This is a genomic window from Sphingomonas mangrovi (assembly GCF_047975845.1).
In the GTDB taxonomy this organism is placed as follows: domain Bacteria; phylum Pseudomonadota; class Alphaproteobacteria; order Sphingomonadales; family Sphingomonadaceae; genus Sphingomonas.
Genome location: NZ_JBIUCZ010000010.1, coordinates 57,885 through 79,034, shown reverse-complemented (window position 1 = coordinate 79,034; position 21,150 = coordinate 57,885). Strand labels below are relative to the sequence as shown.

Below are 21,150 nucleotides of genomic sequence, written 5' to 3'. Positions count from 1 at the left end.
GTCCCGATCCGACGATGTAGGAAGGTGGCGGAGAGGGAGGGATTCGAACCCTCGGAACCCTTGCGGGCTCAACGGTTTTCGAGACCGCCCCGATCGACCACTCCGGCACCTCTCCGCAGAGGTTTGGCGTGCCCGCATTCCCGAAGGAAGCGCCACGCCGGTCAGCGAGCGGTCGCCGTTAGAGCAAAGATTTGGGGAGGGCAAGCGCCTGCTTGTGCCTTTTTTCCGGTCCACTAGATAATGCGCATGGTTGAACCGTCCGAACCCCGCGATCCTCTCGACACGCCGCCGGCCATGCCGCCGGTCGTCCACGCGCGCTTTTCGATCGGCGACGTGGTGCGCCATCGGCTGTTCGATTTCCGCGGCGTGGTGTTCGACGTCGATCCGGTCTTCGCCAACAGCGACGAATGGTACGAGGCGATCCCCGCCGAGGTCCGTCCGCGCAAGGACCAGCCCTTCTACCATCTGCTCGCCGAGAATGCGGAGTCGAGCTACGTCGCCTATGTCAGCCAGCAGAACCTGACGGTCGACGACAGCGACGAGCCGGTGGAGCATCCCGCGATCACCGGGCTGTTCGACGCCTTCGCCGACGGGCGCTATCGCCTGCGCCGCGAGCATCGCCACTGAGGGACGCACGTCGCCGCGGGCGGCGACGTAATTTCGCGAGGATGAAGAGATAAAGAGCGCGGCCGACCTTCAGAACGTCAGCGGCGGCGGGGTGGTGGAGCTGAGGGGTATAAATGTGGCGTCCCGGAGTATTCCGAGACATACCAATCTCTTTGTTTTTGCTGACAAACAGTAAATTGCTTCGTCTCGGTCTGTTCCGCCCAATCGCGCTGCATCCAGCCGGTTGGGGACGAGAACTGTGGGACGAAGGAGTTATATTGTGCTCACTGCAATAGAAGTAAAAAACGCCCAGCCCGGGCGTCACGCGGACGGAAATGGTCTGTACCTTCTCGTGCGCCCTAGCGGCTCCCGCTCCTGGGTTCTGCGAGCGCAGTTTCAAGGAAAGCGGAAAGACTTCGGCCTGGGATCGATCCCGGCTGTTTCGCTGGCGCAAGCTCGCACAAGAGCTGCACAGCTGCGCGAGCGCATCAAGAAGGGCGAGGACGCAAGGGCGCCCAATCTCCGCAGCAAACCTGAAATGCCCACCTTCGCCGCTGCAGCACGTGACTGCCACGCCGCGTTGAAGGCAGGTTGACCATGTTCTTCACGAAGTTGTCGCGGTCCTCGGTCGACAGCTCGACGTTCGCGTCCTCGCGGTCGAACAGCTGCGCGGCCAGCTTGAACGCACCGGTCAGGAACTTGTCGACCGTCATCGCCGGCGTCTCGACCACCGGCAGGCGCCACAGCCGCGGCGGCGCGCCGTCCGCTGCGTTGCCGATGATGTAGCGGCCATCACCGTCCTTGGACGTCTCGATGCGCGCCCAGTCGATCGGGTTCAGGACATGGCCGGTTGCCGGATATTCGGCCAGCACCGCCTGCAGCATGGCGTAGCGCAGCTGGTCGATCATCGACGTCGGCACTAGGCCACCCTGGTTCGCGTAGGCGGTCGCCTGCGGGATCAGGCCCAGCAGGTTCGACCCGGTGCCGTCGCCCTTGAGCAGCTGGAGCTCCTCGGCATAGGCGAGACCGTAGCGCAGCCGGCCGTCGATGTAGCTGGCGAGCATCGGCGCGTCGGCGAGGATCTGCTTCGACGCCTGTACCCAGTGCGCGATGGTCGCGACCGGGACGGTCTTGAGGTCGAATTTCATGGTCGACTCGGGCTTGAGCAAGCCCTCGGCCACCGCCGCCGCCGCGTTGGTGAAGCCCGTCTCCTGCACATACTGGATGGCGTTGGAGTTGGTGCGGCCCGGGGTGATCAGGTCGCGCACCGTCATGCGGCGCTCGGGCGGCGCGACGATGCCGTCACGACGATCCGGCACGATCAGGTCGCCAGCGGCACCGTTGGTGTCGGTGGTGACGCTGGTGATCGCCTTCACCTCGACGCTGACGCCGCCCTTCGACGGCGGGCGCTGCATGAAGGTCTTCACGCCTTCGTCCTCGACGAACCGCTGGCCCATCGACTTGCGCTCGGCGTCGTCGCCGCCGCCGCGGCGGGCGAGCTTCTGCTCGATCTCGCCCATGGTCGCCGACAGCTCGTTGAACTTGACGAGCGCCTCGTCGGCGGCCTCCTTGGCCTTCTGCGACAGCTGCTCGCCCTTCTCGAGCCGACCCTTGGCGTCCTCGGCGAACTCCTTCACCTTGTCGGTCGCGGCCTTCAGGTCGCGCGACAGCTGCTTGATGTCGGGTTCCCCGCCGCCGTCCTTTCGGCCGAACTCGGGCTGGCAGAACGCGGGCGCGACGGTCGCGCCCATGGCGAGAGCCGCCGCGGACGACGCGGCAAGGATGTTCGGGTGCTTCATCGGATGTTCCTTCAGAACTTGGGCAGGTCGAAGCCTGCGATGACGTCGGAAATGGACTTCAGGTCGCCGGCGCCCGCGGACTCGCTCCGGAGCAGGTGGTCTAGGCCGTGGCTGGCGATCGCCGCGGCCTGCGATTTCGAGAAAGGGAAAGCCTCGCGCAGTGCCTTCTCGAACTCGGATTTGGTGGGGAGCTGCCCGCGCTCCAGTTTGAACTTGACCGCCTCGACGCGGGCGTCGTCGTTGGCGGGGAAGGTGACGAGGCTGACCTCGACCAGGTCGAGCTTCTTCAGCGTGCGGATCCCGGTCTTCTCGTCGTAGCTCGCCTCGCGAACCCAGTAGCCGATCGACAGCCCCGACACGGCGCCGGCCTTCAGCAGCGCGTGTGCCTCCTGCGCCTGGCGGACGCCGGGGTTCTTCGGTGTGCCATCGCCGATGATCAGCTGGCCCTTCACTTTGAGCCCGCGGCTGTCCTCCTCGAGTAGGTCGTAGACGCCGATCGGTTCGGACGAGCGGTGCTGCCACAGCACGGGGACGGTGCGGCCCTTGGCGTTGAGGTCGGCGAGGCTCTCCGCGAACGCACCGGGCGCGACGATCTCGCCGTAGCTGTCGGTGACGCCGAACACCGATCCGTAGCCCGAGAAGCTGCCGTCGTCGGCGACGTCGCTCGCCTTGATCGACAGGCTGAAGTCGCGGACCTTCAGCTGGCCATGCTTGTGGTGGATCAGCATCACGCGTCTTCCTTCTGCTTCGCCGGCGCCAGGCCGGGGGCGCCCTCGGGGAACAGCCAGTCCATGATGGACCGGCGCGCCGCCTCGCCGCTGCCGCTGGTGACCTCGCCCAGCTTCGATGCCGGGATCATGTTGGACTGGATCGTCAGCTCATCGCCGCCGTCGAGCGGCGGCAGGTTCTCGAGTCGGCGGACCTCGTTGCGGGTCATGATGCCGTTCTGCACCATGGACGAGTAGAAGGCGGCGCGCGCGGCGCTGTCGGCGCGCAGCAGCCCCTCGAAATTGAACTCGACGGTGACCGTCAGGCGTTCGGCCGCGGTGAGCAGCTGCTTCATGATCGCCTGCTCGATGCGCTTAAGACGCTCACGCAGGGTGAAGATCAGGAAGCCGAGCGTCTGCTGCTCGAGCCCGGTCCCCCAGCTGGTGCTGTTCGACGTGTGGCCGATCATGTGCGGCGGGACGCCGAACCAGCGGCAGCAATCCTCCACCGAAAACTGTCGGCTTTGGATCATCTGCCCGTCGACGGGGCTGATCGCGATCGACTGCCAGCCGAGCCCAGCCTCAAGCACGAGCGGCTTGCCGTTGTTCTCACCCCCGAACCGCCCGACGACGTGCTCGTAGATGTCGTCCCGCTGATCCTTCTTCAGCGTGGCGCTGTCCTTGGTCGTCAGCACGCCCGACGGACGAAGCCCGTTCTTGTAGACCTGCGCCGAGGCCTCCTCGGTCGCCAGCGCCAGCCCGAACGACTGCCGGCCGAACGACAGGGTCGACATGCCGCCCAGCGCCGCACCGCCGAAGCCGCGGACGTGGAACATCTCGTCCTGGCCGAGGTCGTAGGTCTTGCCGCCGTCCGAGTACCGGTAGCGGATTGCGCCGTCCGGCGTCCGCCGCGGCTTCACCAACTCCGGCCGGATCGGCGACAAGGCGATGATCTTGCCGCTGCGCCCGCGCTCGATGCGGGCGAAGGCATCGCCCCACAGCTCGAGCGAGACGCAGACGAACTGCCAGAAGTCGAGGGCCGACTGGTCCGCGTTCGGGCTGTTGTGGAGCAGCGTGTACAGCGGATGGGCCTTGGCCACCTTGCGGGTGTCGTTCGGCCCGTCGACATAGATCATCAGCGGCAGCGACGAGATCGTGCCGGCGACTAGGCGCGTGCCGGATCAGCCGCTCCACCCGGTTGTGGTCCACGAAGTCGCCCGGCGTCGTCCACAGCCACCGCCCGTCCTTCCACGTGCGGTAGAGCTCGACGATCTGGCGCGACGCGGGATCGTCCCGCGCCAGCGCCGCCTCGGGCAGGAAGAACCAGGGCTTCACTAGCAGCCGGCCGCTCGCGTCGATCGCCGCCAGCACCACCGCGGTGATGTCGTCCTTGTCGGCGAGGTCGGCGCCGATGAAGCAGTCGAGGCCGGCGAAGTCGCGCAGCCGGAGGGTCGGGTCGGCGCAGGCCTGCCACTGCGCCGCGTTCAGCCAGGCGGAGGCCGCGCCCAGCCACTTGTTTAAGTTCTTGGTGAGGAAGTTGCCCTCGGCCGCCGGGGACGCCTTCGCCTCGATCGCGCGCTTGCGGATCTCGACCAGCAGCGTCGGCGCCGCCTCCATCAGCGGGTTGGCCTTGACCCAGTTCCTCTCGTCGTAGGGATCGTCGCCCTCCGATCGCTCAGGTTCGAAGTCCTTGGGCCCGTCGAGCGTGTAGATGATCGCGAAGATGTGCTCGGCGACGACCGTCCGCTCCAGCACCTTGGTCGCCAGCGTCCGCTGCTCGTAGCAGATCCCGTGCGTGTTGAACCCTGCGGTGGTGATCTGCCACAACAACGGCTGTCGCCGCGCGCCGAAGGCCGACACCATCACGTCGTAGAGACCCCGGTCGCTGTGCGCGTGCAGCTCGTCGAGCGTGACCAGGTGCGGGTTGTGGCCGTCCTGCGACTTCGACTTCGAGTGGATCGGCTGCATGTAGCCGCCGTTGTCCTCGCAGGTCACCGACTTGGCCCAGGCGATCAGTCCGAAGGCGTTCTGCAGGTCGGGCGTCTTTTCGACCATGCGCTTGGCCGGGTGGAACACCTTCTTGGCCTGGTCGAAGGTGGTCGCCGCGGTCAGCACCTGGGGCCCCGGCTCGTTCTCGCACGCGAGGCAGTAGAGCGACACGCCCGCGGTCTTCGTCGACTTCGCGTTCTTCCGGGCTACCTCCTCGTAGACGACGGTGAACCGTCGCAGCCCCGTTGCCTTGACCCGCCAGCCGAACACGACCGCGAGGATGAACACCTGGAACGGCTCCAGGCGGATGGTCGGCGTGTCCCACTGCCCTTCGACGTGGGGCAGCTTCTCTAAGACGTCGCAGACGTCGTTCGCGTGCCACGCGTCAAACCGGTACCCCCAGTCCTTCGACCGTTGGCGCTTCAGGTCGTCGAGATGGCGCTGCGCGGCGAGCCGCACCCACTTGCAGTGCCGGACCTGCTTCTTGTCGGCCGCCGCGCGCTTGGCATAGGCCAGCGCCACCGCGGCATAGTCCCTAGCGTGCCCGGTGTCCGTTCCGCGCGAACGGGTTGCCGTTCGTGCCGTCATTCGCGTTCTTGCTCCCGCCGGCGACGCGGCTCTTGGGTCCGGCGATCCGGAGCAGCTCCTCGTGCTGACGAAGCACGGTCAGGTACGCGGCGGGCGGCGGCACGTCCCCAGCGTTGAAGGCCTTCCGGACCAGCGCCTCGAGCGAGCAGTACCGCGCGAACATCGCGCTATCGATCTCGGTGACGCCGGTGGCCATCGCCCGCGGCAGCACCTCGTGCCAGACGTCGATCGCCTCCGCGGTCAGGTAGTCGGGCTGGACCGGCGGCAGGCCGGGAACGATGATCTCGGTCTTGCCCGCGTCGCGAAAGGGGCGGAGCGTGCCGCGCGCCTCCTTGGCCCCGGGCGTGTCCGCCTTGCGGCCTCGCTGCATCCTGAAATCCTATTTGGCCCCGAAGTTTAATTCGGGCGCGCAGAAAAAAGGCCCCTGTTCACCGGTGTCCCGGCTTCGCTCCCCGACTTTCGACCCACCCCCTCCGGGGTTCGTTTGATGCGTTGAGGCGCAATATTGTTGCGTGGTAGGTCACGAGCGTTGGAGGCGGCGGCGGGCGCGACCACGCGCTGCTTCCGCGGCTGACTTCGCGTCGTGATGACGCTTGCACAGCGCCTGCCTGTTGCCGTCGTCGTCCGCACCGCCTTCGGCTAATGCCAGGACGTGATCGACGATGGTGGCCGGCGTGACCCGGCCCGCCTTCTCGCACGCCACGCAAAGCGGATGTCGGGACAAGAAGTCCGAGCGAATCGTTTGTCCGCGACGCCCGCGGATGCGGTCCTGCGATGCCCCGCTGACGGTCTGCCATGGTCGCCTGAATGACGGCGCGCCTGGACCGGTCCTCATGTTCGTCGGTCGGCTAGGCATGCTGCCTCCCGATGTTGCGGCGTTCGGTCGCTTTCCGGTCGTACACCCAAACCCACTGGCCCGGCTTGCGCATGGAGCGAGGGACCGCCTCTCACCCGCCGCCGTGGTCGGGTGTGCATGGTGCCGTGGGTGTTACGAAAAAGCCCGCCGATGAGGGCGGGCTTTATGTTGATCGCAAGGGAAGCGTCCTGACCGCTAGACGACCGGGCCGTGGTAGCCCGGACGGGATTCGAACCCGCGTTTCAACCTTGTTGCGTCGGCGCATCCCGGTAGGGACGCGCGAAACCATTGCGATGGGTATGACACATCCGTTGCCCCCGCGCAATATGCACTATTCACGCCGCCAGCTCATCCGGCAGCAGGCGACCGAGGCGACCGGCATCCGCCTCGTCCAGCGCGCCGCGGGCGGCCTGCGGCGTGGCGAACCGTAGCTGCCCGCCCCATCGCTTCCGCAGGTCGGTCATGATCGTGTCCAGCTTCTCGCTGTCCCCCCAGCACCGGTACGTGCGCGCTGGCGCCACCAGGCCGCGCCGGATCGTGGCGGTGCCGTTCTCTTCGGGGAACACCCAGATTTCCTCCACACCGGCTCGCGTGGTGAGCGAGCGGACGATGTCGGTGAGGGTCAGTAGCCCGGCCTGGAACTCGTCCTTGATTCGAGCGCGGTCCCGACCTGACCGGGGTAGCACCTTCCCGTCCTTCTCCCGGCAGCCATATCGGTGCATCGCCAGTTCGGAGAACGACCGATCGTCCAGCGCGATGGCGCGCATGGTCGCCAGGCTATGCCCAAGCCGTGCCTCGCACAGGCGCAGGTTGCGCCGCGCGGCTAGGACAGACGGCGTGCTGACGAACGCGACCTGTGCGGCCGAGAAGCCACCGCCACCGTTCTCGACGTTCAGGCAGGACTTCATCGGACTGTACTCGCAGCGGTCGTGCGCGGTCCGGTAGAAACGCAGGGCGTCCACCTCGTCGGGGCTGATCGCGCCCTTGGTCCGCATCGTCTCGAACAGCGGCCGGCGGCGGTATCCCCGCCCCAGCGCCTTGCCCATCTCGTCCTTGATCGTGATCAGGTCGAACGTCACCCGCGCCGCCAGCTCCGGCGTCGGCTGCTCGATCGGCTCCTTGATGACCCGCGGCTTCTTCGCACCGGTGGTCGTGTTCCGTGATTTCCCTCGCCCGCCTTTTCGAGATGCCATGGATGCCTGCCCCATAAGGGCAAGCCGCGCGGTCAGGCGGACGGTATAGCGTTCGGGCGATCGGCGCGCGAGGGGCTACCGGCTTTTCTCAACCTCAAGGCTTTTCGCATGCCTTCACTCAACGCCGGGAATGGCGGAAATCCGCGCCCGCCGGCCTTTTCTCAATTTCTCAAGCGATCCGTTGAATATCAGGGGAGGCATAGGGTCGCGCGCGCACCTGATAGTTGAGAGAGATTGATTGATGTTGAGTAATGAGAAAAGCCCTAAACCGACGCATTTCAGCCAAAAACGGCGTTGAGAAAACGCTGACGAAAGTTTGACGAAAGGGCTTCTCTCAACGCTTCTGGTGGCGAACTTTCAGGGGCGAATCTGGCGTGCGGTGCTGCCGATGATCCGCTACGTTGCTCGTGCGCGCCGGTCGAAAGCCGGGGCGCAGCGGTCGAAAGCCGCGATGATCCTCGACCAGGAGCAAGCTATGACGACGCCACCCGTATATTCCCAGTTTCTGCCGTGCCTGTACGATCAGGCCCAGCCGGTCGGCGACTTAGGGCGCGGAACCCACTATTCCGTCTTCCGCAGCATCGAATGGCGAGAACTGGACGGCGACTTCCGTGACAGCGGTCGCTTCCACGATTTCGCCGTCGTGTGGGACGAGGACCACGACACCCGGATAGTGTCCTTTGTCGAACGGCTTCACACGCACGGGCTGTTGTGGCCGATCGTCTTCATCGGCGAACGCAAGGGCGTGGTGACTATCCTTCTCTGGTCGGACGTCGATCCGACGGTCGAACGGGGGGACTGGTACGAGGTCGTAAAGGAGCTGGCTGAGAACGCGGACGAATGCGACGTGTGGACCGCGGACTTCGGGCGCTTCCATCGCGATCCTGCGAACCGCGAAGGCCGGACCGATCCGACCGGCATCATCAACGACAGCCAGGAATTGGTGGTAACCTATCTGCAGACGATCGACGTGCTGTGGCAACTGGGCGAGAAGAAGCGTGCCGTCTACAAGCCGATCTCCCTCCCCTCCGACTTCATGGAGGTCGCAGGCCAATGAGCACGCGGTACGAACGGCGCAAAGCCAAGAAATCCGTGGATCAGCGCGCGTGGAATCACCCGTCGATGCGGCGGATAAGACGAAACATGCTGGCTAGCGGCTCAAGAGCCGCCACCGAAGTATACCGGTTGGAAGGCAAGACCCCGGAGGATCATACCTACTTCGACATTTTTTCCATGCGCGCATGGGCATTGGAGAATGCCCAGGAAGTGATCACCCCATTGCCATGGGACCGCGCGGAACGGCTGATCGCGACGGGCGCGGTAGACCCGAACCGCATCCAGGACCACACGATCCGAACGCAGTATCACCCCATCATAATCGGAATTGGTGCTGCAGGACCTGGTAACGATCAAATTCTGGATGGCGCTCACCGCGTCGTCGCGCTCTGCCTTGGCGCTGCCGCGAACGGTATGGAAGGGGCACCGCTGCCTGTACCGGCTTACGTCCTGCAACCCGACGAATGGCGGCGGTTCTTGATTCCCCGCTTCGTAGCGAAAGCGCTTGGGTTCGATCGCGAGTTTGACGACATTTCCGATGGCGCTGAGTAGTCAAACGTCTGTGGCCGAACGGCAGATGCGGCGCAGCTTGGAACTGGCGCGTTAACCGTTGGCAGTGCATGGTGACTATCGTGGCCGGCGTAAACCCTGAGATACTTGTCTGGGCGAGAGAGACCGCTGGTCTCGGTCTCGACGACGCGGCACGCAAGATCGGCTTGGGAGACGCGCGCGGCCTGACCGCTGGCGAGCGCTTAGCTCTTATCGAGGCTGGAGAGGCTGCGCCTACGGCGGCGCAACTGCGCAAGATGGCGCAACGATATCAGCGTCCGCTGCTGACGTTCTACATGCCGGCTGTACCCGCGCCCGCTGAGCTTGGTCAGGACTTTAGAACGCTGCCGGATCGCGGGGATCCTTCGAATGTGCTGCTGGCGGCATTGCTGCGTGACGTGAAAGCTCGGCAGTCGCTTGTCCGTGACGCACTAGAGGACGATGAGGACGCTGCTGCCGTTGCCTTCGTCGGGTCGCGACCGGGAGAGCGCGACGCCGGTCGTTTGCACGATGCTCTCGTTACAGCGATCGGATTCAGCCAGGCTGAGTTCCGGGCACGCGCCTCGGCAGAGGAGGCGTTCGCGTACCTGCGGGCCATTGTGGAAGCAAAAGGCGTCTTCGTGCTGCTCGCTGGGGACTGCGGCCACTGGTCGACCGCGATCGACGTCAGCGTTTTCCGCGGCTTCGCCATCGCCGATCCGCTTGCGCCCTTCATCGTCGTGAATGATCAGGATGCGAAGGCGGCGTGGTCTTTCACGTTGTTACACGAACTCGCTCACCTGCTCCTCGGGGAAACGGGCGTCAGCGGTGGAGCGCCTCAAGGTGCAATTGAGCGCCTGTGCAACGACACCGCTGCGGCGGTGCTGATCGCACCTGCGGAGATCGCCGACCTGCCGCTCAGTGGCGATGCGAGCGACGTGACTCAGATCGACGCACTCGCCAATCGCGCGCGGGTCAGCCGATCGATGATCGCCTACCAACTCTTCAGCGCCGGTCGTCTGACGACGGAACGATGGGAAGGGCTTCGCGATCAGTTCCGCGACGAGTGGCTCGCCCGCAAGGCGAGGGAAAAGGAAAAGAACCGCGCGACGCCGGGCGGGCCTGATTGGTACCGCATTCGGCGTCATCGTCTTGGACCTGCGCTGCTGTCGGTAGCGCGGCAGGGCATTGCGGATGGGTCGCTGACCCCGACCCGCGCTGCGCGCATGCTGGGCGTGAAGCCGATGGCTGTCTACCCCCTGCTGGCCGAGCCCCGGAGAGCGCTCGCCTGATGTATCTGCTCGATGCCAATGCGCTGATCAGCGCCCACCGCACCTGGTATGCGCTGAACCGTGTTCCAGAGTTCTGGCGCTGGATCCTCCATCACGCGGCCGCCGGCGTGGTGAAAATGCCGCCCGAGATCTATGCCGAGGTCGAAGGTGGGACCGACGAGCTGGCAGCATGGATGAAGAACGCCGAACACAAGAAGGCCTTGCGACTCGCCGAGGATGCTGACGCGGCAAAGGTACAGATCGTGTTGGCAGCCTACGGCGCCGGACTAAGCGACGCCGACGTCATTAAGATCGGACAGGACCCGTTTCTAGTTGCAGCTGCGCTTGGCCACGACGACCGTCTCGTCGTCACAGCTGAGGTGTCGAGCCCGAAGAAGCAGGCGGCGAACCGCAAGGTACCGGACATCTGCAACGACTGCGGTGTCGCCTGGCGCTCCCCAATCGAGTTCATCAACGAACTCGACTTCACAACCGCTTGGGACCTCCTCTGATCCAGCTGAAGAATAAGCGGTAGCCTAGTAGCGAATTGCAGGGACCAGCGATGGCGAAGGTCGATTATGACGCGTTCGCGGGCATCCACCGCATGGCTCAGGCGGAGGCGACCGTCGATCAGCGTGCGGCCGTCATCCTCACTTTCCATGCGGCGCTCGAGCGGGAGATCGATGTCGTCCTAGGCGGACTGATGCCGCGCGCTGAACGGATCCGGCATTTCGGGTTCGGTCAGAAAATCGACGTGTTGGCGGCCGTGTGGGAAGGGGACGAAGAGGCTGGGGCGAAGCTGCACATGGTGCTGAGGCGCTTCAACGACCTACGCAACTCTGTGGCTCACGGTGATGCCATCGACAACGTGGAGCGCTTCTTGGGGCGGCTGGTCGAGGCCTATCGCGCCATCATCCCCGACGCGGACGTCCACATCGAGATCGGCGAGATGGCGCAGGGCATCTGCAGCTTCATGGCGGACGGACCGACGCCGAAGCAGTTGATCGAGACCATGGCTGCACTGGACAAGCTGGTGAACGTCACCATGCCGGCGGCGCTCGGCTTCCGGCCGGACGACGACGCCCGTCGCTGATCACTGGCCGTAGTAGATGAGCCGGGGACGCCCACCGGTCATCTGCTGGTCGACACGAGCCTGATTGCCGCTACGGTCCTTGCAGCGATCAGGACTCATCGCTGATAGCTGGTACGTTTGTCGGTGCCGCGTCTGTACCGGCAGAGCCACGACCGAGTATCCGACCGAGTGCCGACAAGACCGGCGCTGATGCTAGCGCGACGGCCGCGGCGGTGTGTTCGGTCAAGGCGCAAGCGACAGATCCCGCGATAGTGCCGCCCATGAGTAAGAACGACAGCACTTGGCCCCGCACCACGCCCCACTTTTCGTTCGAAACCTCCTGTGTTTCGATATCGCGAGCGTGTCGTTTATCGGCAATATGCTCATCGATAAGCAGTTTTCCGGCACCTGGATAAAATTTTTCGTACCCTTCGATGGTCTCAGGTGCCGCAACTGGGCCCGTGAACGAGGTCTGGAGGCGTTCGCTGCGTCCTACGATGACCATACCCGCAGGTGTCGCTCTGGGCGCGTTACCGGGCACAGCTTCCATTTCAAGCGGAACGTACTCGCCGGCCTCGTTCTTAACGTAGATCGTCGGAAGGGATCGTTCAGCCGGGGACTCGCTCGGTTTTTCTACGTCGTCGCTCAACGATTCGCCCCTTATGTCCCAGTATCTTGCCACCTTCGCGACAGTAATGCGTCACGTACATGCACTTCGACTTGTCTTTGCCAGCTACGAGCGATTTATGGATGGACCTCTTTGTGTATCCCATCGGATCGATGAACCCATCGATTATGCTCAATGCGCCGCGAATCTCGGCACCGCGCTTGTCGCCAACCGGAAAGACATCACATCCCTCAAGGTAGGCGCCTTTCACTTTTGTCCAAAAGCCCTCGACTTCATCTAGCAAATCGGCCTTGGCTTCACACGTGACGAAAAGCGTGCCGGCGGCATCGCATCGCACGATTCCATTGCGCGTCGAATCGGTCGTGACGGTTCCTTCGGGTGCGTAAAAAACCACCCGATACTGATCCGCAAACTCCGGATCTCGGACGATTTTCGCTTCCATTTTCACTCCAGCACACCTCACTCTGCGCTTGATAGGTGATGATAACGCGCCACTCTGTCAATTCGCACCGCGCGAACTGCTGCGCGCAAAATGTAATGGAAAAATGTAACCTCCGATTTACAAGCCTGGCCCAGCGCCACGCTGAGGGCCATGCTTGGCCTTAATCGGCCGGCCTGATCGGCAGGGCGTGGAGGGGAGCTGGGCACGTCGCTCCCTCGGCCGCGCCACAATCGTTGATAACGTGCAGTGTCGGGCTGCTCGAACCGCCCGATTTCGATATAGGCGATCTTGGCTTCAGAACGTTGAGCGCGGATCCATGTAATCGGCAGCTACTGCCCATAGTAGATGACCCGAGGACGCCCGCCCGTCATCTGCTGCTCAACACGGACCTGATGCGCCTCTATCAGATCGTCGATGATCTGCTTCCGGTCACGGCCCTTTACAAATTGGGTGCGGCGCGACAGCAGGTTGCCGTCGATGCCGCCCGACCCGGCGTCGTTGATGATCTTCAGCACCCGCTTCAGGTCGCGCTCGCCTTCGTTGTCGCCGACGCGCTCGCGGACCGCCTTGGCGAGGGCGTCGGCGCTCTGCCAGGCGATGTCGTATGACCAGTGTAAGTCAGCAGTGTCGATTGCTGGCAACGCTGGGTTGTTGGCGACAGCGCGGACCAGAGCTACCTTGAAGGCGTTCTCGACGACCCGTGCCATCACGGCGCTGAGGACGGTGCCCTCGTGCTCGATCTTCAGTTGGCGCTGGTACCGCGTCATCTCCTGCGCGAGCTCGTAGGCCGCAGGGCTGCCGTAGGGGACAGAAAACGGGTTGGGCGCGGTGTTCGACACCTCGCCGATCGGGAAGGTGTTGTGCCCCTCGGCCCCCTCGCCCGTCCATCGCACATGGTTGATCAGGTCGTCAGAGAACGGCCGGGGCACGACGTCGCGCATCTCCGGATAGTTGCAGTCGGTTTCGAAGATCATGATGCGGGCCAGCGTGCCGTCCTCGACGTGCACGCTGTTGAGGGCCGACCAGAACACCCGCGGCGTGGTGAGGCCGTAGATGTTCATGCACGGCTGCTCGATCGGCTGGCGCGCCTTCACCTTCTTGTCCCCGTACTCGGTGCCGCGGAAGGTGCGGTCCGCGTTCGAGTAGAAGGCGGTCATGTTCTCCAAGATCTCGGTGACGTGCTTCGGCGCGCGCGCGGCGGACGCGGCGCGGAACAGGAAGCCGATCTCGTCGATGGCGAACAGGATGGAGGGTTGCTGCTCAAGCGCGGACAGCATGCCGGCGCCGGACGCAATCTTCTCGCCACCGATCAAGCGGTGAAGGCCAGCCTCGGCGAGCAGCTGGCCGGTCATGGACAGGGGGTGGTTCTTGCCCGAGCCGGATTCTCCTATGCCGATCGTGTACAGGTTCGTGCGCAGCCGCGTGGGCCCCGCGTAGCGCCGCCCCGCAACCGCCCCGAACATAGCGAGGGCCCCGCCCAGCGCGATCCACGGTTGCGGGCTGTGGGCGGTGTCAGCGGCATGGTCGACGAACATGCGCAGGCCGCCCGTCAGGTCCCGCAACCAACCAGGGAGGCCCGGCGGTACCGTCCATGTCGGTTCCGGCTCGGCCGCGGGCACATCCGGCTCGGCGTCGAGGCCAGCGACACCGTTCCGGGCGTCGATCGCGGCGATCAGCGCGTCGAAGTCGATACTCGGTGCCGCGGCGGCCGCGTCGGCTTCGTGCTGGTACAGGAACACGCCGTCGGGACGCCAGCCGAAGCTGCGGGCGCGATCGAACAGCGTCCCCGGCCCGATCGCCCCGGGCCCGGACCGATGGAAGCCGTTCCACTGCGCCTGCAGCGCCTTCGCATCATAGACCGACGATCCGTCCGCCTTCGCCTGGTTGGAGCCTGCCGACCACGCGTCCCAGAGCTCCACGCCGTCACCGCCCAGGCCGGAATGGATCGCCATGCCCACCGCCAGCCAATCTTCCCGCGACCGGCAACTATCGACCGGCACGAAGCTGAGCGCCTGCTCGATCGCGGCGCGTGTCGCCAGTTCCTTGTCGCTGGTCGAGCGTTCCCCGTGCCCGGCCGGCGGCCATTCGATGCCGAGGATCCGCGCCGCACCTGTCGCCCACGCGCGCACCTGGTTGGCGCTGACCGCCGGCAGATCCTCAAACACCACCCCGGCCGGGTTTTCCTCGGGCCATTCGTACGGGGCGCCGGTGACCGGATGGATGCCATGCGCCACGAATTGCCGGCCTGTCGCCAGCACTTGGAGGGGCTTCTTGCCCAGCCGGTTCGCCGCGTCGCCGGCTAGGACGTCGAACGAGGCGAACGGCGTGACCGCGCGATAAACCATCAGCCGCTTGGGTCGCTGACCGAACCGGATCAGTGGTGTGTCGCCCAGCTGCTGACGTGTGAACTCACCGAGCTGCTGCGACAGCGCGGGGTCCATGACGTCGATGTCGATACCCACGACCATGCCGCACGGGATGCCCGCCCCGGCATCGGGCCAGCTTTCCCAGGCGGAGAGCTCGATGTCGGTGGGCGTGCGTTCGCAGAACTGCTGCCAACCCCGCAGGTCGACCCAGCCACCCGCGATGCCGTCCCACTTGCCCGGCGCCTTGTCGCTGGGCTTGATAGGGATGATCGGGAAGCCGTTCGCGATGAGCGTGGCACCGTGCAAGGCGAGGAAGGACGTCATCAGAAGGGGACGGCGTCCTCGTCGGTCAGGCGCTGGATCTGCGCGGTGGCGGCGACGAACACGGTCGAGAGCAGCTGGCGCCATTCCTCTCTGGTCAGGGTGGCAAGGTCGGTCTTGCCGATCTCCTCGAGATAGGTGCCAGCCTTCTCGGACGCGGCCTCGATCGCTTGCTTTTCGAAGTGGTTCAGGTCGTACACGGCGCCCCCTCTGGCGTTCAGAATGTCGAGACAGCGCATCGAGCAGGCAGCTTGCCGGGCCGCGCCCTCACGTCGCGCTGTGAAACCGAAGCCGCGGCCGGCCCGTCCGCAGATTGCACAGCTCATGCTGCGTCCTCGCGCGCGATCGGCTCGAAACTGTAGGCGATGACGCGGGTGTATCGGCCTTCCATCCGGACCTTGATCGCGGTCGGCACGTCGATCTCGGTGACGCGCTCATATCCCTCGTCGACATCGCGGGGAATCGGACTCGGCGCGCGGCGCATCCACCACGCCTCCGCCTTGCTCCGGGCGAAGCCCTGGTGCGACAGGCATATCCACTCGCTGTGGGTGATCAGGCCGCAGAGATAGTCGACCCGCAGCGTCGGCGGGCCGTCCCCTCCGGCCTTGCGGTGCAGGGCGTAGGACACCTCGGTCACTTCGATCCATTCCGGGTCGGGCGTCAGGATGGCCTTGTCGTCAGCCTCGACCTTCACCAGTCGCTCTGGCGGCGGAAACTCGAACCCACAGTCCGCACAAGTGCGCGTCGCAGTGCCAGTGGCGAGGCCGCACTCCGGGCATTCCTTGAACGGCGCGGGACCTTCGCCCTTGGTCGGCTTCTTGATGAACGGATCGTCGAAGGGGCCGTGGCGCGCGAGGTTGCCGCCGAAGTCGAGCACGAGGCAGTTCGGCTTGGCCGCAGCCAGCGCTGCCAAGCGACCCTCGATGGTGCCAAGGTCATGTCCTGGCGCGTAGACCGGGCGCGTCCCCCGGCCGACCATCTGGATATAGAGGCCGGTGGACTTCGTCGGCCGCGCTAGCGCGATTAGGTCTACGTGCTTCGCGTTGAAGCCCGTTGTCAGCACGCCCATGCTGCACAGCGCGCGGATCTGCCCCGCCTTGTATTCGGCGATCGTCCGGTCGCGGACGCGCTGGTCGGTCTCGCCAGTGATGACGGCCGACGCGACACCCCGTTCGACCAGCGCCGCGTTCATCGCCTCGCAGTGCGCGACGGTGCAGCAGAAGATCAGCCAGCCCTTCCGATCGGCACCGGCCTCGACGATGTTGTCGGCGATCGCGGCAACGGTGAGCGGATCGAGGGCGGCGTGCTCCAGCTGCGCGGCGATGAACTCGCCCCCGCGGGTGCCAACACCGGCGGTGTCGATCTGGACTGCGGCCGTCTGCCGGGGACGCGTGATGGGCGGGCAGAGATACCCCTCGTCGATCAGCAGCCGGGCGCTGGTCTCGTGCGCAACGTCGGTGAACAGCGCGTCATCGCCCTCGTGCAGCAGCCCGGAGTCGAGCCGGAACGGGGTCGCCGTGAAGCCGATCAGCTTCAACGCCGGGTTGATCGATTTCAGGTCGGAGAGAAACTTCTGGTACATGGTGTCGGACTTGCGCGGGATCAGATGCGCCTCGTCGATCAGCACCAGATCGCACTGCTGGAGGTCGAAAGCCTTGCTGTAGATCGACTGGATGGAGGCGAAGACGATGCGCGCGCCGAGGTCGCGGCGGCCGAGCCCGGCCGAGTAGACGCCGGCGGGTGCCTCCGGCCAGACGCCGATCAGCTCGGCATAGTTCTGGGCGACCAGCTCGCGCACGTGGGTGACGACGACGATGCGCGCGGACGGGTCGCTCTCGAAGACGAGCTTGATCCACTCGGCCATGGTCAGCGACTTGCCCGCGCCAGTCGGCAGCACCACCAGCGGATTGCCGCCCTTGGCGAGGAAGTACGCCCACAGCGAGGCGATCGACTGTTCCTGATAATCGCGGAGGACGAGCGCCGTCATGCCCTGTGCCCCAGCAGGTCCACGAACCAGTGCGGATCGACGCGGCCGAGTTTCAGCAGCGACACGTTGTCCATGATGAAGGTCCGGATCGCCGCCGGCTTGATGCGGTAGGGGCTGCCCGCGGCATCGCTCGCGCGCGTCGCCTTCAGCCATCCCTTCTCGATCCATGACGTGACGGCCTTGCCGTCGACGCCAAATAGCTGGGCGAGCTCGGTGGCCGAGAACGAGTCCTCGGGCACGCGGCTGATGTGCAGGCGCTTGGACCGGACCACCACCGCCGTCTCGGTCCGTCGATACCCCGCACGCTTCAGCGCCGCGACGGCCGTAGAGGGCATCTTGCCCGCGAACGACCGCAGGATGTCGTCCTCGGCGGTGGTCCATGCGGGCGACCGGAAGCGGGGCGGTGTGAGCCCGAGGCGCTTGGCGCGGTTGGTGACCCACCGCCTCGGTCGCATCGTCGCGCGCACAAGCTCGACCAGTCCGTCGCGGCGCGCACCCGCGGCGTGCCAGCGACGGATCGCCTCGTCGATCGCCGGCGAGCTTGCCAGATGCTCGCGCTGCTCGAACGGCGTGCCGCCCGGGGCGTGGAGGCCGAGGATGCCCGCGCGCTGGTAGATGGAGCTGGCGCTCCGGCCGTGGATGAGCGGCAGGCATGCCTGTACGCCACCGACCGGATAGTGCTCGCGCACGAGGGCGATCTCCCGCGTCGTCCAGAAGCGGCGACCGCCGGCCTTCGGCTCGCCAACGATCGGGTTGCTGTCGAGCAGCAGCCGCGTTCCCGCGGCGGTTGTGGGAAGCGCGGGGATCATGCCCGACCTCCGTTCGCCCACCACGACGCGCACTTCTCGCGGATGACCGAAAGCCGGTTGGCCTGGCGCTGGGTGTAGGTGCGCTGGGAGCCGATCGATGCCAGGAACTCGCGCTCCCAATCGGTCAGCACCGGCGCACACTTGGCGAGCAGGGCGGCGGGCCCCGCGCGCTCCGGGTCGAACTCCGGGGCGCGGCCCTGCGATGCGGTGCCGCCGTTGGCGGTGAGCAGCTCGGCCCAGGACAGCCCCGTCTTCCGGCGCAGGGTCTCGGCGCGCTGTGCCGCGGCGGCGCGTTCGCCGAGCTGATCGGAGCCGAACAGGCCGCAAATCTTGGCAAGGCGGTCGAGGGTGGCGGGGTCGGCGGCCATCATCGACGCCCCCGCTCTGCCAGCTCGCGCAACCGGCGCAGTTCGGCGGCGAGATCGTGATGCGCGTCGGCGATACGGCGCAGCTGAGGGACGACGAACCAGATCACCGCCGCGCCGAGGATGAAGCCGCTCATGACGGCGCATATCCATCGACCCAAGTCGAACCGTCGGGCATCCGGTAGGTGACGCTGTCCTGGGTGGCATCGATTTGCTCGCCGGGGACGAGACCGGGAAGGAAGAGATGGTGCGGGCAGCCGGTCGCCTGCAGTTCGGCATCTGGTTCGAGCCCGGGCCAGCGAGCGCAGCTCCACCCGCCTTCCAGTTCGGCCGTCGCGTGGAGGCACGTCCGGCAGTTGCGATCGGCAGGTGCCCCTTGGTGGCAGATCGCCGACCGATCGCACCAGCGGCAAAGGTAGAAGTCGGGTCCCCCGATGCGCGCGGGCGGCGTGTCGGTGGTGATGATGCCCTTTGCTCGCTCGATCAGGCGAATGGCCTCGATCGGGTCGGCATCGGTGCGGACCGAGACCCAATCGCGCGCGCCCGGCGTGCACGCGACCAGATAGTGCCGGTCCAGCTGGGCATAGTGCATGTAGAGGACGGCCTGCGCGTAATAGGTCGGGTTCCACGCCTTCAGGGCGTGCTTCTCCCCGACGGCGCGCACCGCCTTACGCAACTCGGCGAGCTTCTTCTCCGCCGTGGCCTTGATCTCGACGACGTGCCACGTGGTTGGCGCTTGGAGCAGACCCAACGCGACACCGTCCATGTGGCCCTTCAGGTGGCCGCCAAGGTCTTCGAAGCCGAACTGGTGCCCGTCAGCGTCAACGTCGTGCAGCTCAAGCCCGGGCACGGCCTGCAGGCGAGCGACGGCGACCGCTTCGGTGGCGTGGCCATCGGCGAATCTCTTCAAGGTCGCGGCGTCGAAGTCAGCGAGGTTGGTCCAGCGAAAGCCGTACCAAAGCTGGCGCGTGCACTCGGCGCCCAGCGCCGACATGCCCAAATAGGGCCGCGTGCGGCGGACCTGCGCTTCTACAAGCGCGGCGTCGGCCGCGGCGAGCGTCGGGTCGACGGGATCGGGGAGCGCGGCCATCAGCTGCGCGCCATCTTGCACGCTGGACGCGCGCGGTCGTTCTGGGCCATGCGTTGCATCGCCGCATCCTTTCGTCAGGGGCAGGTGCATCCCGTGGCGGCTCGTACCCGCCACGGGATGGTTCGACGGGGCGCTAGCCCTGCTTCTTCCAGGGCGCGGTGCTCGTCGCCGAACCACCGGACGCGCTGGGCGTGAAGCCGCTCTTGGCGGCCGGCGCCGAGCTCGACGTCGTCGCGGCGCGCGGACCACCGAGCGGCTTGTAGCCCTTCACCTCGTTGCTCATCTCGCCGGGGACGACATTGCCCTGCTTGTCCTTCCGCGGAACGACGGCGAGCTTCACCTCCATCGGCTTGAAGTGCAGCTGCTCGCTGTCGGTGACGGTGAGGACGCCGACCGCGTGGCAGATCGCGCTGAGGGTGCGCCGGGCGATGTCGACCGCCTGCTGGTTCGGGTTCTCGAGGTTCAGACGATCGTAGGTCTTGCGACCCTTGTGATCGCCGTCGGTGATCTCGAGCTCGATCTTCAGGAACCGGCCGGTCCCCGCCGACGTCGGCTCCATCGCCGATGCGATGATCTGCATCGGGTAGTCTCCGGGCGGGATCGCCACGAAAGGTGCGTTGGGTTCGACTTGGTTGGCGTCGAACGTGCCGCCGAGCTGTGCCATTGCTTGTCTCCTGTCAGGGGGTGGCCGGTGGACCCGCCGGCCGCGGGATTGGATCAGACGGCGGGCTTGGCGCTCGCCTGCATGGCTTCGGAGAAGGCAGCCCACGCCAGCGGGAGCTCGGGCGGGAGCTGGTGGCGATTCTTGGCGAGGAAGGCTGGCCGCTCCTCGGTGTAGAGCACGCGCGTCCCGCCACCGACGCCGCGGTTGACGGATTTCCCGCCGACATCCGCCTTCGTGATCGAGGTCTTGTAGTTGGCGAAGAGAACGTCGTCGCAATGCTCCTGGACGAGCGCGGACGCTAGCTTCTGCAGCTTGATCTGGTAGCGATCGAACGGTTCGACCTCGGGCGAATCGAACCGCTTCACGTCGGCATGCGCCGTGAAGATGATCGCCATGCTACGATCGTTACGCAGCGCGTTGGTGCCGTCGAGAACCTCGCGCCACGGGTCGAGTGCGGCGATATACCCCTTGCCGTAGCCGGCGTCTTCGATGCTACCCCACGCCTTGTTGGGATTGGCGGCGTTGTTGCGCCGAACGGTTTCCGCCCAGATCATCGGTTCCAGCCAGTCGAGGCTGTCGATGATGACGGTCTGGTAGGAATGCTCTTCCGTGTAGAGCGCGGACAACGCCTCCATCAGCTCGCCGAAGGACGTGATGCGGAAGCTCGGTACGTCGAGGCCGCTGGGCTGACCATCCTCGATGTCGAGCAGCACGGGCGCGGGCGCGCTCGACGCCCACGTGTTCTTGCCCACACCATGCGGACCGTAAATCGTGACCCGCGGCGGGCGCAGCATGGTGCTGGTGCGAAGATCT

At 65.7% G+C, this 21,150-nt stretch carries 24 protein-coding genes, 1 tRNA gene and 1 pseudogene; 7 read left to right on the top strand and 19 right to left on the bottom strand.

All coding sequences use genetic code 11. The annotated features are described in order from the left end of the window. Positions 1–25: 25 nt before the first annotated feature. Positions 26–115, bottom strand: a tRNA-Ser gene (locus ACBY01_RS07260). A 131-nt stretch (positions 116–246) separates the two neighbouring features. Here ACBY01_RS07260 and hspQ point away from each other — a divergent pair. Both hspQ and ACBY01_RS07250 read left to right on the top strand, forming a co-directional pair. After that, the gene (gene hspQ / locus ACBY01_RS07255) at positions 247–627 is read left to right on the top strand and encodes a heat shock protein HspQ (protein WP_416460133.1); all 381 of its coding nucleotides are present in this window, start codon (positions 247–249) and stop codon (positions 625–627) included. A 238-nt stretch (positions 628–865) separates the two neighbouring features. Beyond that, complete coding sequence (locus ACBY01_RS07250) at positions 866–1,201, top strand: Arm DNA-binding domain-containing protein (RefSeq protein WP_416460132.1); 336 nt, start codon at positions 866–868, stop codon at positions 1,199–1,201. Here ACBY01_RS07250 and ACBY01_RS07245 read toward each other — a convergent pair. The 7 genes and pseudogenes from ACBY01_RS07245 to ACBY01_RS07215 form a co-directional block, all read right to left on the bottom strand. Next, positions 1,095–2,405, bottom strand: a complete 1,311-nt coding sequence (locus ACBY01_RS07245) for a phage major capsid protein (protein WP_416460131.1) — start codon at positions 2,403–2,405, stop codon at positions 1,095–1,097. The two genes, ACBY01_RS07250 and ACBY01_RS07245, sit on opposite strands and share 107 nt — an antisense overlap. 11 nt (positions 2,406–2,416) lie before the next feature. Further along, entirely contained in the window at positions 2,417–3,133 is a 717-nt protein-coding gene (locus tag ACBY01_RS07240; protein WP_416460152.1) for an HK97 family phage prohead protease, read from the bottom strand. Next, complete coding sequence (locus tag ACBY01_RS07235; RefSeq protein ID WP_416460130.1) at positions 3,133–4,248, bottom strand: phage portal protein; 1,116 nt, start codon at positions 4,246–4,248, stop codon at positions 3,133–3,135. The genes ACBY01_RS07240 and ACBY01_RS07235 overlap by 1 nt, the downstream gene beginning before the upstream one ends. Before the next feature lie 55 nt (positions 4,249–4,303). Beyond that, positions 4,304–5,689: pseudogene (locus ACBY01_RS07230) on the bottom strand (terminase large subunit); the annotation flags it as partial. After that, complete coding sequence (locus ACBY01_RS07225) at positions 5,637–6,059, bottom strand: hypothetical protein (protein WP_416460129.1); 423 nt, start codon at positions 6,057–6,059, stop codon at positions 5,637–5,639. The pseudogene ACBY01_RS07230 and the gene ACBY01_RS07225, both read right to left, overlap by 53 nt. Positions 6,060–6,209: 150 nt before the next feature. Next, positions 6,210–6,392 carry an HNH endonuclease gene (locus ACBY01_RS07220; protein ID WP_416460128.1) on the bottom strand — a complete coding sequence of 61 codons (183 nt, stop codon included), beginning with the start codon at positions 6,390–6,392 and terminating at the stop codon, positions 6,210–6,212. Between the two features lie 488 nt (positions 6,393–6,880). Then, positions 6,881–7,738, bottom strand: coding sequence for a hypothetical protein (locus ACBY01_RS07215; protein ID WP_416460127.1), 858 nt, complete (start codon positions 7,736–7,738; stop codon positions 6,881–6,883). Positions 7,739–8,084: 346 nt separating this feature from the next. Between ACBY01_RS07215 and ACBY01_RS07210 the strand changes: the two genes are divergently transcribed. The 5 genes from ACBY01_RS07210 (at position 8,085) to ACBY01_RS07190 (ending at position 11,686) form a co-directional block, all read left to right on the top strand. Continuing rightward, positions 8,085–8,795 (top strand): hypothetical protein, encoded by a 711-nt coding sequence (locus ACBY01_RS07210; RefSeq protein WP_416460126.1) that lies wholly within the window; start codon positions 8,085–8,087, stop codon positions 8,793–8,795. Beyond that, positions 8,792–9,346, top strand: coding sequence for a hypothetical protein (locus tag ACBY01_RS07205; protein WP_416460125.1), 555 nt, complete (start codon positions 8,792–8,794; stop codon positions 9,344–9,346). The genes ACBY01_RS07210 and ACBY01_RS07205 overlap by 4 nt, the downstream gene beginning before the upstream one ends. Positions 9,347–9,414: 68 nt before the next feature. After that, positions 9,415–10,614 carry an ImmA/IrrE family metallo-endopeptidase gene (locus ACBY01_RS07200; RefSeq protein ID WP_416460124.1) on the top strand — a complete coding sequence of 400 codons (1,200 nt, stop codon included), beginning with the start codon at positions 9,415–9,417 and terminating at the stop codon, positions 10,612–10,614. Then, positions 10,614–11,105 carry a DUF4411 family protein gene (locus ACBY01_RS07195; RefSeq protein WP_416460123.1) on the top strand — a complete coding sequence of 164 codons (492 nt, stop codon included), beginning with the start codon at positions 10,614–10,616 and terminating at the stop codon, positions 11,103–11,105. The genes ACBY01_RS07200 and ACBY01_RS07195 overlap by 1 nt, the downstream gene beginning before the upstream one ends. Before the next feature lie 50 nt (positions 11,106–11,155). Then, complete coding sequence (locus tag ACBY01_RS07190) at positions 11,156–11,686, top strand: hypothetical protein (protein WP_416460122.1); 531 nt, start codon at positions 11,156–11,158, stop codon at positions 11,684–11,686. 88 nt (positions 11,687–11,774) lie between these two features. Here the strand turns inward: ACBY01_RS07190 and ACBY01_RS07185 are convergent, their stop codons facing one another. From ACBY01_RS07185 to ACBY01_RS07135, 11 genes are all read right to left on the bottom strand, one after another. Next, the gene (locus tag ACBY01_RS07185) at positions 11,775–12,314 is read right to left on the bottom strand and encodes a hypothetical protein (RefSeq protein WP_416460121.1); all 540 of its coding nucleotides are present in this window, start codon (positions 12,312–12,314) and stop codon (positions 11,775–11,777) included. After that, positions 12,274–12,735, bottom strand: coding sequence for a hypothetical protein (locus ACBY01_RS07180; RefSeq protein WP_416460120.1), 462 nt, complete (start codon positions 12,733–12,735; stop codon positions 12,274–12,276). The genes ACBY01_RS07185 and ACBY01_RS07180 overlap by 41 nt, the downstream gene beginning before the upstream one ends. 329 nt (positions 12,736–13,064) lie before the next feature. Then, positions 13,065–15,425: a PriCT-2 domain-containing protein gene (locus tag ACBY01_RS07175; protein WP_416460119.1), complete on the bottom strand. Its 2,361-nt coding sequence runs from the start codon at positions 15,423–15,425 to the stop codon at positions 13,065–13,067. Continuing rightward, positions 15,425–15,748, bottom strand: a complete 324-nt coding sequence (locus tag ACBY01_RS07170; RefSeq protein ID WP_416460118.1) for a DUF6511 domain-containing protein — start codon at positions 15,746–15,748, stop codon at positions 15,425–15,427. The genes ACBY01_RS07175 and ACBY01_RS07170 overlap by 1 nt, the downstream gene beginning before the upstream one ends. Then, complete coding sequence (locus ACBY01_RS07165; RefSeq protein WP_416460117.1) at positions 15,745–17,409, bottom strand: DEAD/DEAH box helicase; 1,665 nt, start codon at positions 17,407–17,409, stop codon at positions 15,745–15,747. The genes ACBY01_RS07170 and ACBY01_RS07165 overlap by 4 nt, the downstream gene beginning before the upstream one ends. Beyond that, complete coding sequence (locus ACBY01_RS07160; protein ID WP_416460116.1) at positions 17,406–18,218, bottom strand: hypothetical protein; 813 nt, start codon at positions 18,216–18,218, stop codon at positions 17,406–17,408. The genes ACBY01_RS07165 and ACBY01_RS07160 overlap by 4 nt, the downstream gene beginning before the upstream one ends. After that, positions 18,215–18,589, bottom strand: coding sequence for a hypothetical protein (locus tag ACBY01_RS07155; RefSeq protein ID WP_416460115.1), 375 nt, complete (start codon positions 18,587–18,589; stop codon positions 18,215–18,217). Before ACBY01_RS07155 ends, ACBY01_RS07160 begins: the two co-directional genes overlap by 4 nt. Further along, on the bottom strand, positions 18,586–18,720 hold the full coding sequence (locus tag ACBY01_RS07150) for a hypothetical protein (RefSeq protein WP_416460114.1): 135 nt from the start codon (positions 18,718–18,720) through the stop codon (positions 18,586–18,588). The genes ACBY01_RS07155 and ACBY01_RS07150 overlap by 4 nt, the downstream gene beginning before the upstream one ends. After that, a complete protein-coding gene (locus ACBY01_RS07145; protein WP_416460113.1) occupies positions 18,717–19,673 on the bottom strand; it encodes a hypothetical protein in 957 nt (318 codons plus the stop codon). The genes ACBY01_RS07150 and ACBY01_RS07145 overlap by 4 nt, the downstream gene beginning before the upstream one ends. Positions 19,674–19,806: 133 nt before the next feature. Further along, positions 19,807–20,337 carry a DUF669 domain-containing protein gene (locus ACBY01_RS07140; protein ID WP_416460112.1) on the bottom strand — a complete coding sequence of 177 codons (531 nt, stop codon included), beginning with the start codon at positions 20,335–20,337 and terminating at the stop codon, positions 19,807–19,809. Between the two features lie 53 nt (positions 20,338–20,390). Then, positions 20,391–21,131 carry an ATP-binding protein gene (locus ACBY01_RS07135; protein WP_416460111.1) on the bottom strand — a complete coding sequence of 247 codons (741 nt, stop codon included), beginning with the start codon at positions 21,129–21,131 and terminating at the stop codon, positions 20,391–20,393. Between the last annotated feature and the right edge of the window lie 19 nt (positions 21,132–21,150).

Coding starts and splice junctions, on each gene's coding strand:
- ACBY01_RS07175 (WP_416460119.1), bottom strand. CDS start 15,425: ATGACGTCCTTCCTCGCCTTGCACGGTGCCACGCTCATCGCGAACGGC.
- ACBY01_RS07180 (WP_416460120.1), bottom strand. CDS start 12,735: ATGGAAGCGAAAATCGTCCGAGATCCGGAGTTTGCGGATCAGTATCGG.
- ACBY01_RS07215 (WP_416460127.1), bottom strand. CDS start 7,738: ATGGCATCTCGAAAAGGCGGGCGAGGGAAATCACGGAACACGACCACC.
- ACBY01_RS07145 (WP_416460113.1), bottom strand. CDS start 19,673: ATGGCCGCGCTCCCCGATCCCGTCGACCCGACGCTCGCCGCGGCCGAC.
- ACBY01_RS07140 (WP_416460112.1), bottom strand. CDS start 20,337: ATGGCACAGCTCGGCGGCACGTTCGACGCCAACCAAGTCGAACCCAAC.
- ACBY01_RS07160 (WP_416460116.1), bottom strand. CDS start 18,218: ATGATCCCCGCGCTTCCCACAACCGCCGCGGGAACGCGGCTGCTGCTC.
- ACBY01_RS07165 (WP_416460117.1), bottom strand. CDS start 17,409: ATGACGGCGCTCGTCCTCCGCGATTATCAGGAACAGTCGATCGCCTCG.
- ACBY01_RS07170 (WP_416460118.1), bottom strand. CDS start 15,748: ATGAGCTGTGCAATCTGCGGACGGGCCGGCCGCGGCTTCGGTTTCACA.
- ACBY01_RS07245 (WP_416460131.1), bottom strand. CDS start 2,405: ATGAAGCACCCGAACATCCTTGCCGCGTCGTCCGCGGCGGCTCTCGCC.
- ACBY01_RS07205 (WP_416460125.1), top strand. CDS start 8,792: ATGAGCACGCGGTACGAACGGCGCAAAGCCAAGAAATCCGTGGATCAG.
- ACBY01_RS07200 (WP_416460124.1), top strand. CDS start 9,415: ATGGTGACTATCGTGGCCGGCGTAAACCCTGAGATACTTGTCTGGGCG.
- ACBY01_RS07240 (WP_416460152.1), bottom strand. CDS start 3,133: ATGCTGATCCACCACAAGCATGGCCAGCTGAAGGTCCGCGACTTCAGC.
- ACBY01_RS07190 (WP_416460122.1), top strand. CDS start 11,156: ATGGCGAAGGTCGATTATGACGCGTTCGCGGGCATCCACCGCATGGCT.
- ACBY01_RS07225 (WP_416460129.1), bottom strand. CDS start 6,059: ATGCAGCGAGGCCGCAAGGCGGACACGCCCGGGGCCAAGGAGGCGCGC.
- ACBY01_RS07235 (WP_416460130.1), bottom strand. CDS start 4,248: ATGATCTATGTCGACGGGCCGAACGACACCCGCAAGGTGGCCAAGGCC.
- ACBY01_RS07150 (WP_416460114.1), bottom strand. CDS start 18,720: ATGAGCGGCTTCATCCTCGGCGCGGCGGTGATCTGGTTCGTCGTCCCT.
- hspQ (WP_416460133.1), top strand. CDS start 247: ATGGTTGAACCGTCCGAACCCCGCGATCCTCTCGACACGCCGCCGGCC.
- ACBY01_RS07195 (WP_416460123.1), top strand. CDS start 10,614: ATGTATCTGCTCGATGCCAATGCGCTGATCAGCGCCCACCGCACCTGG.
- ACBY01_RS07135 (WP_416460111.1), bottom strand. CDS start 21,131: ATGCTGCGCCCGCCGCGGGTCACGATTTACGGTCCGCATGGTGTGGGC.
- ACBY01_RS07155 (WP_416460115.1), bottom strand. CDS start 18,589: ATGATGGCCGCCGACCCCGCCACCCTCGACCGCCTTGCCAAGATTTGC.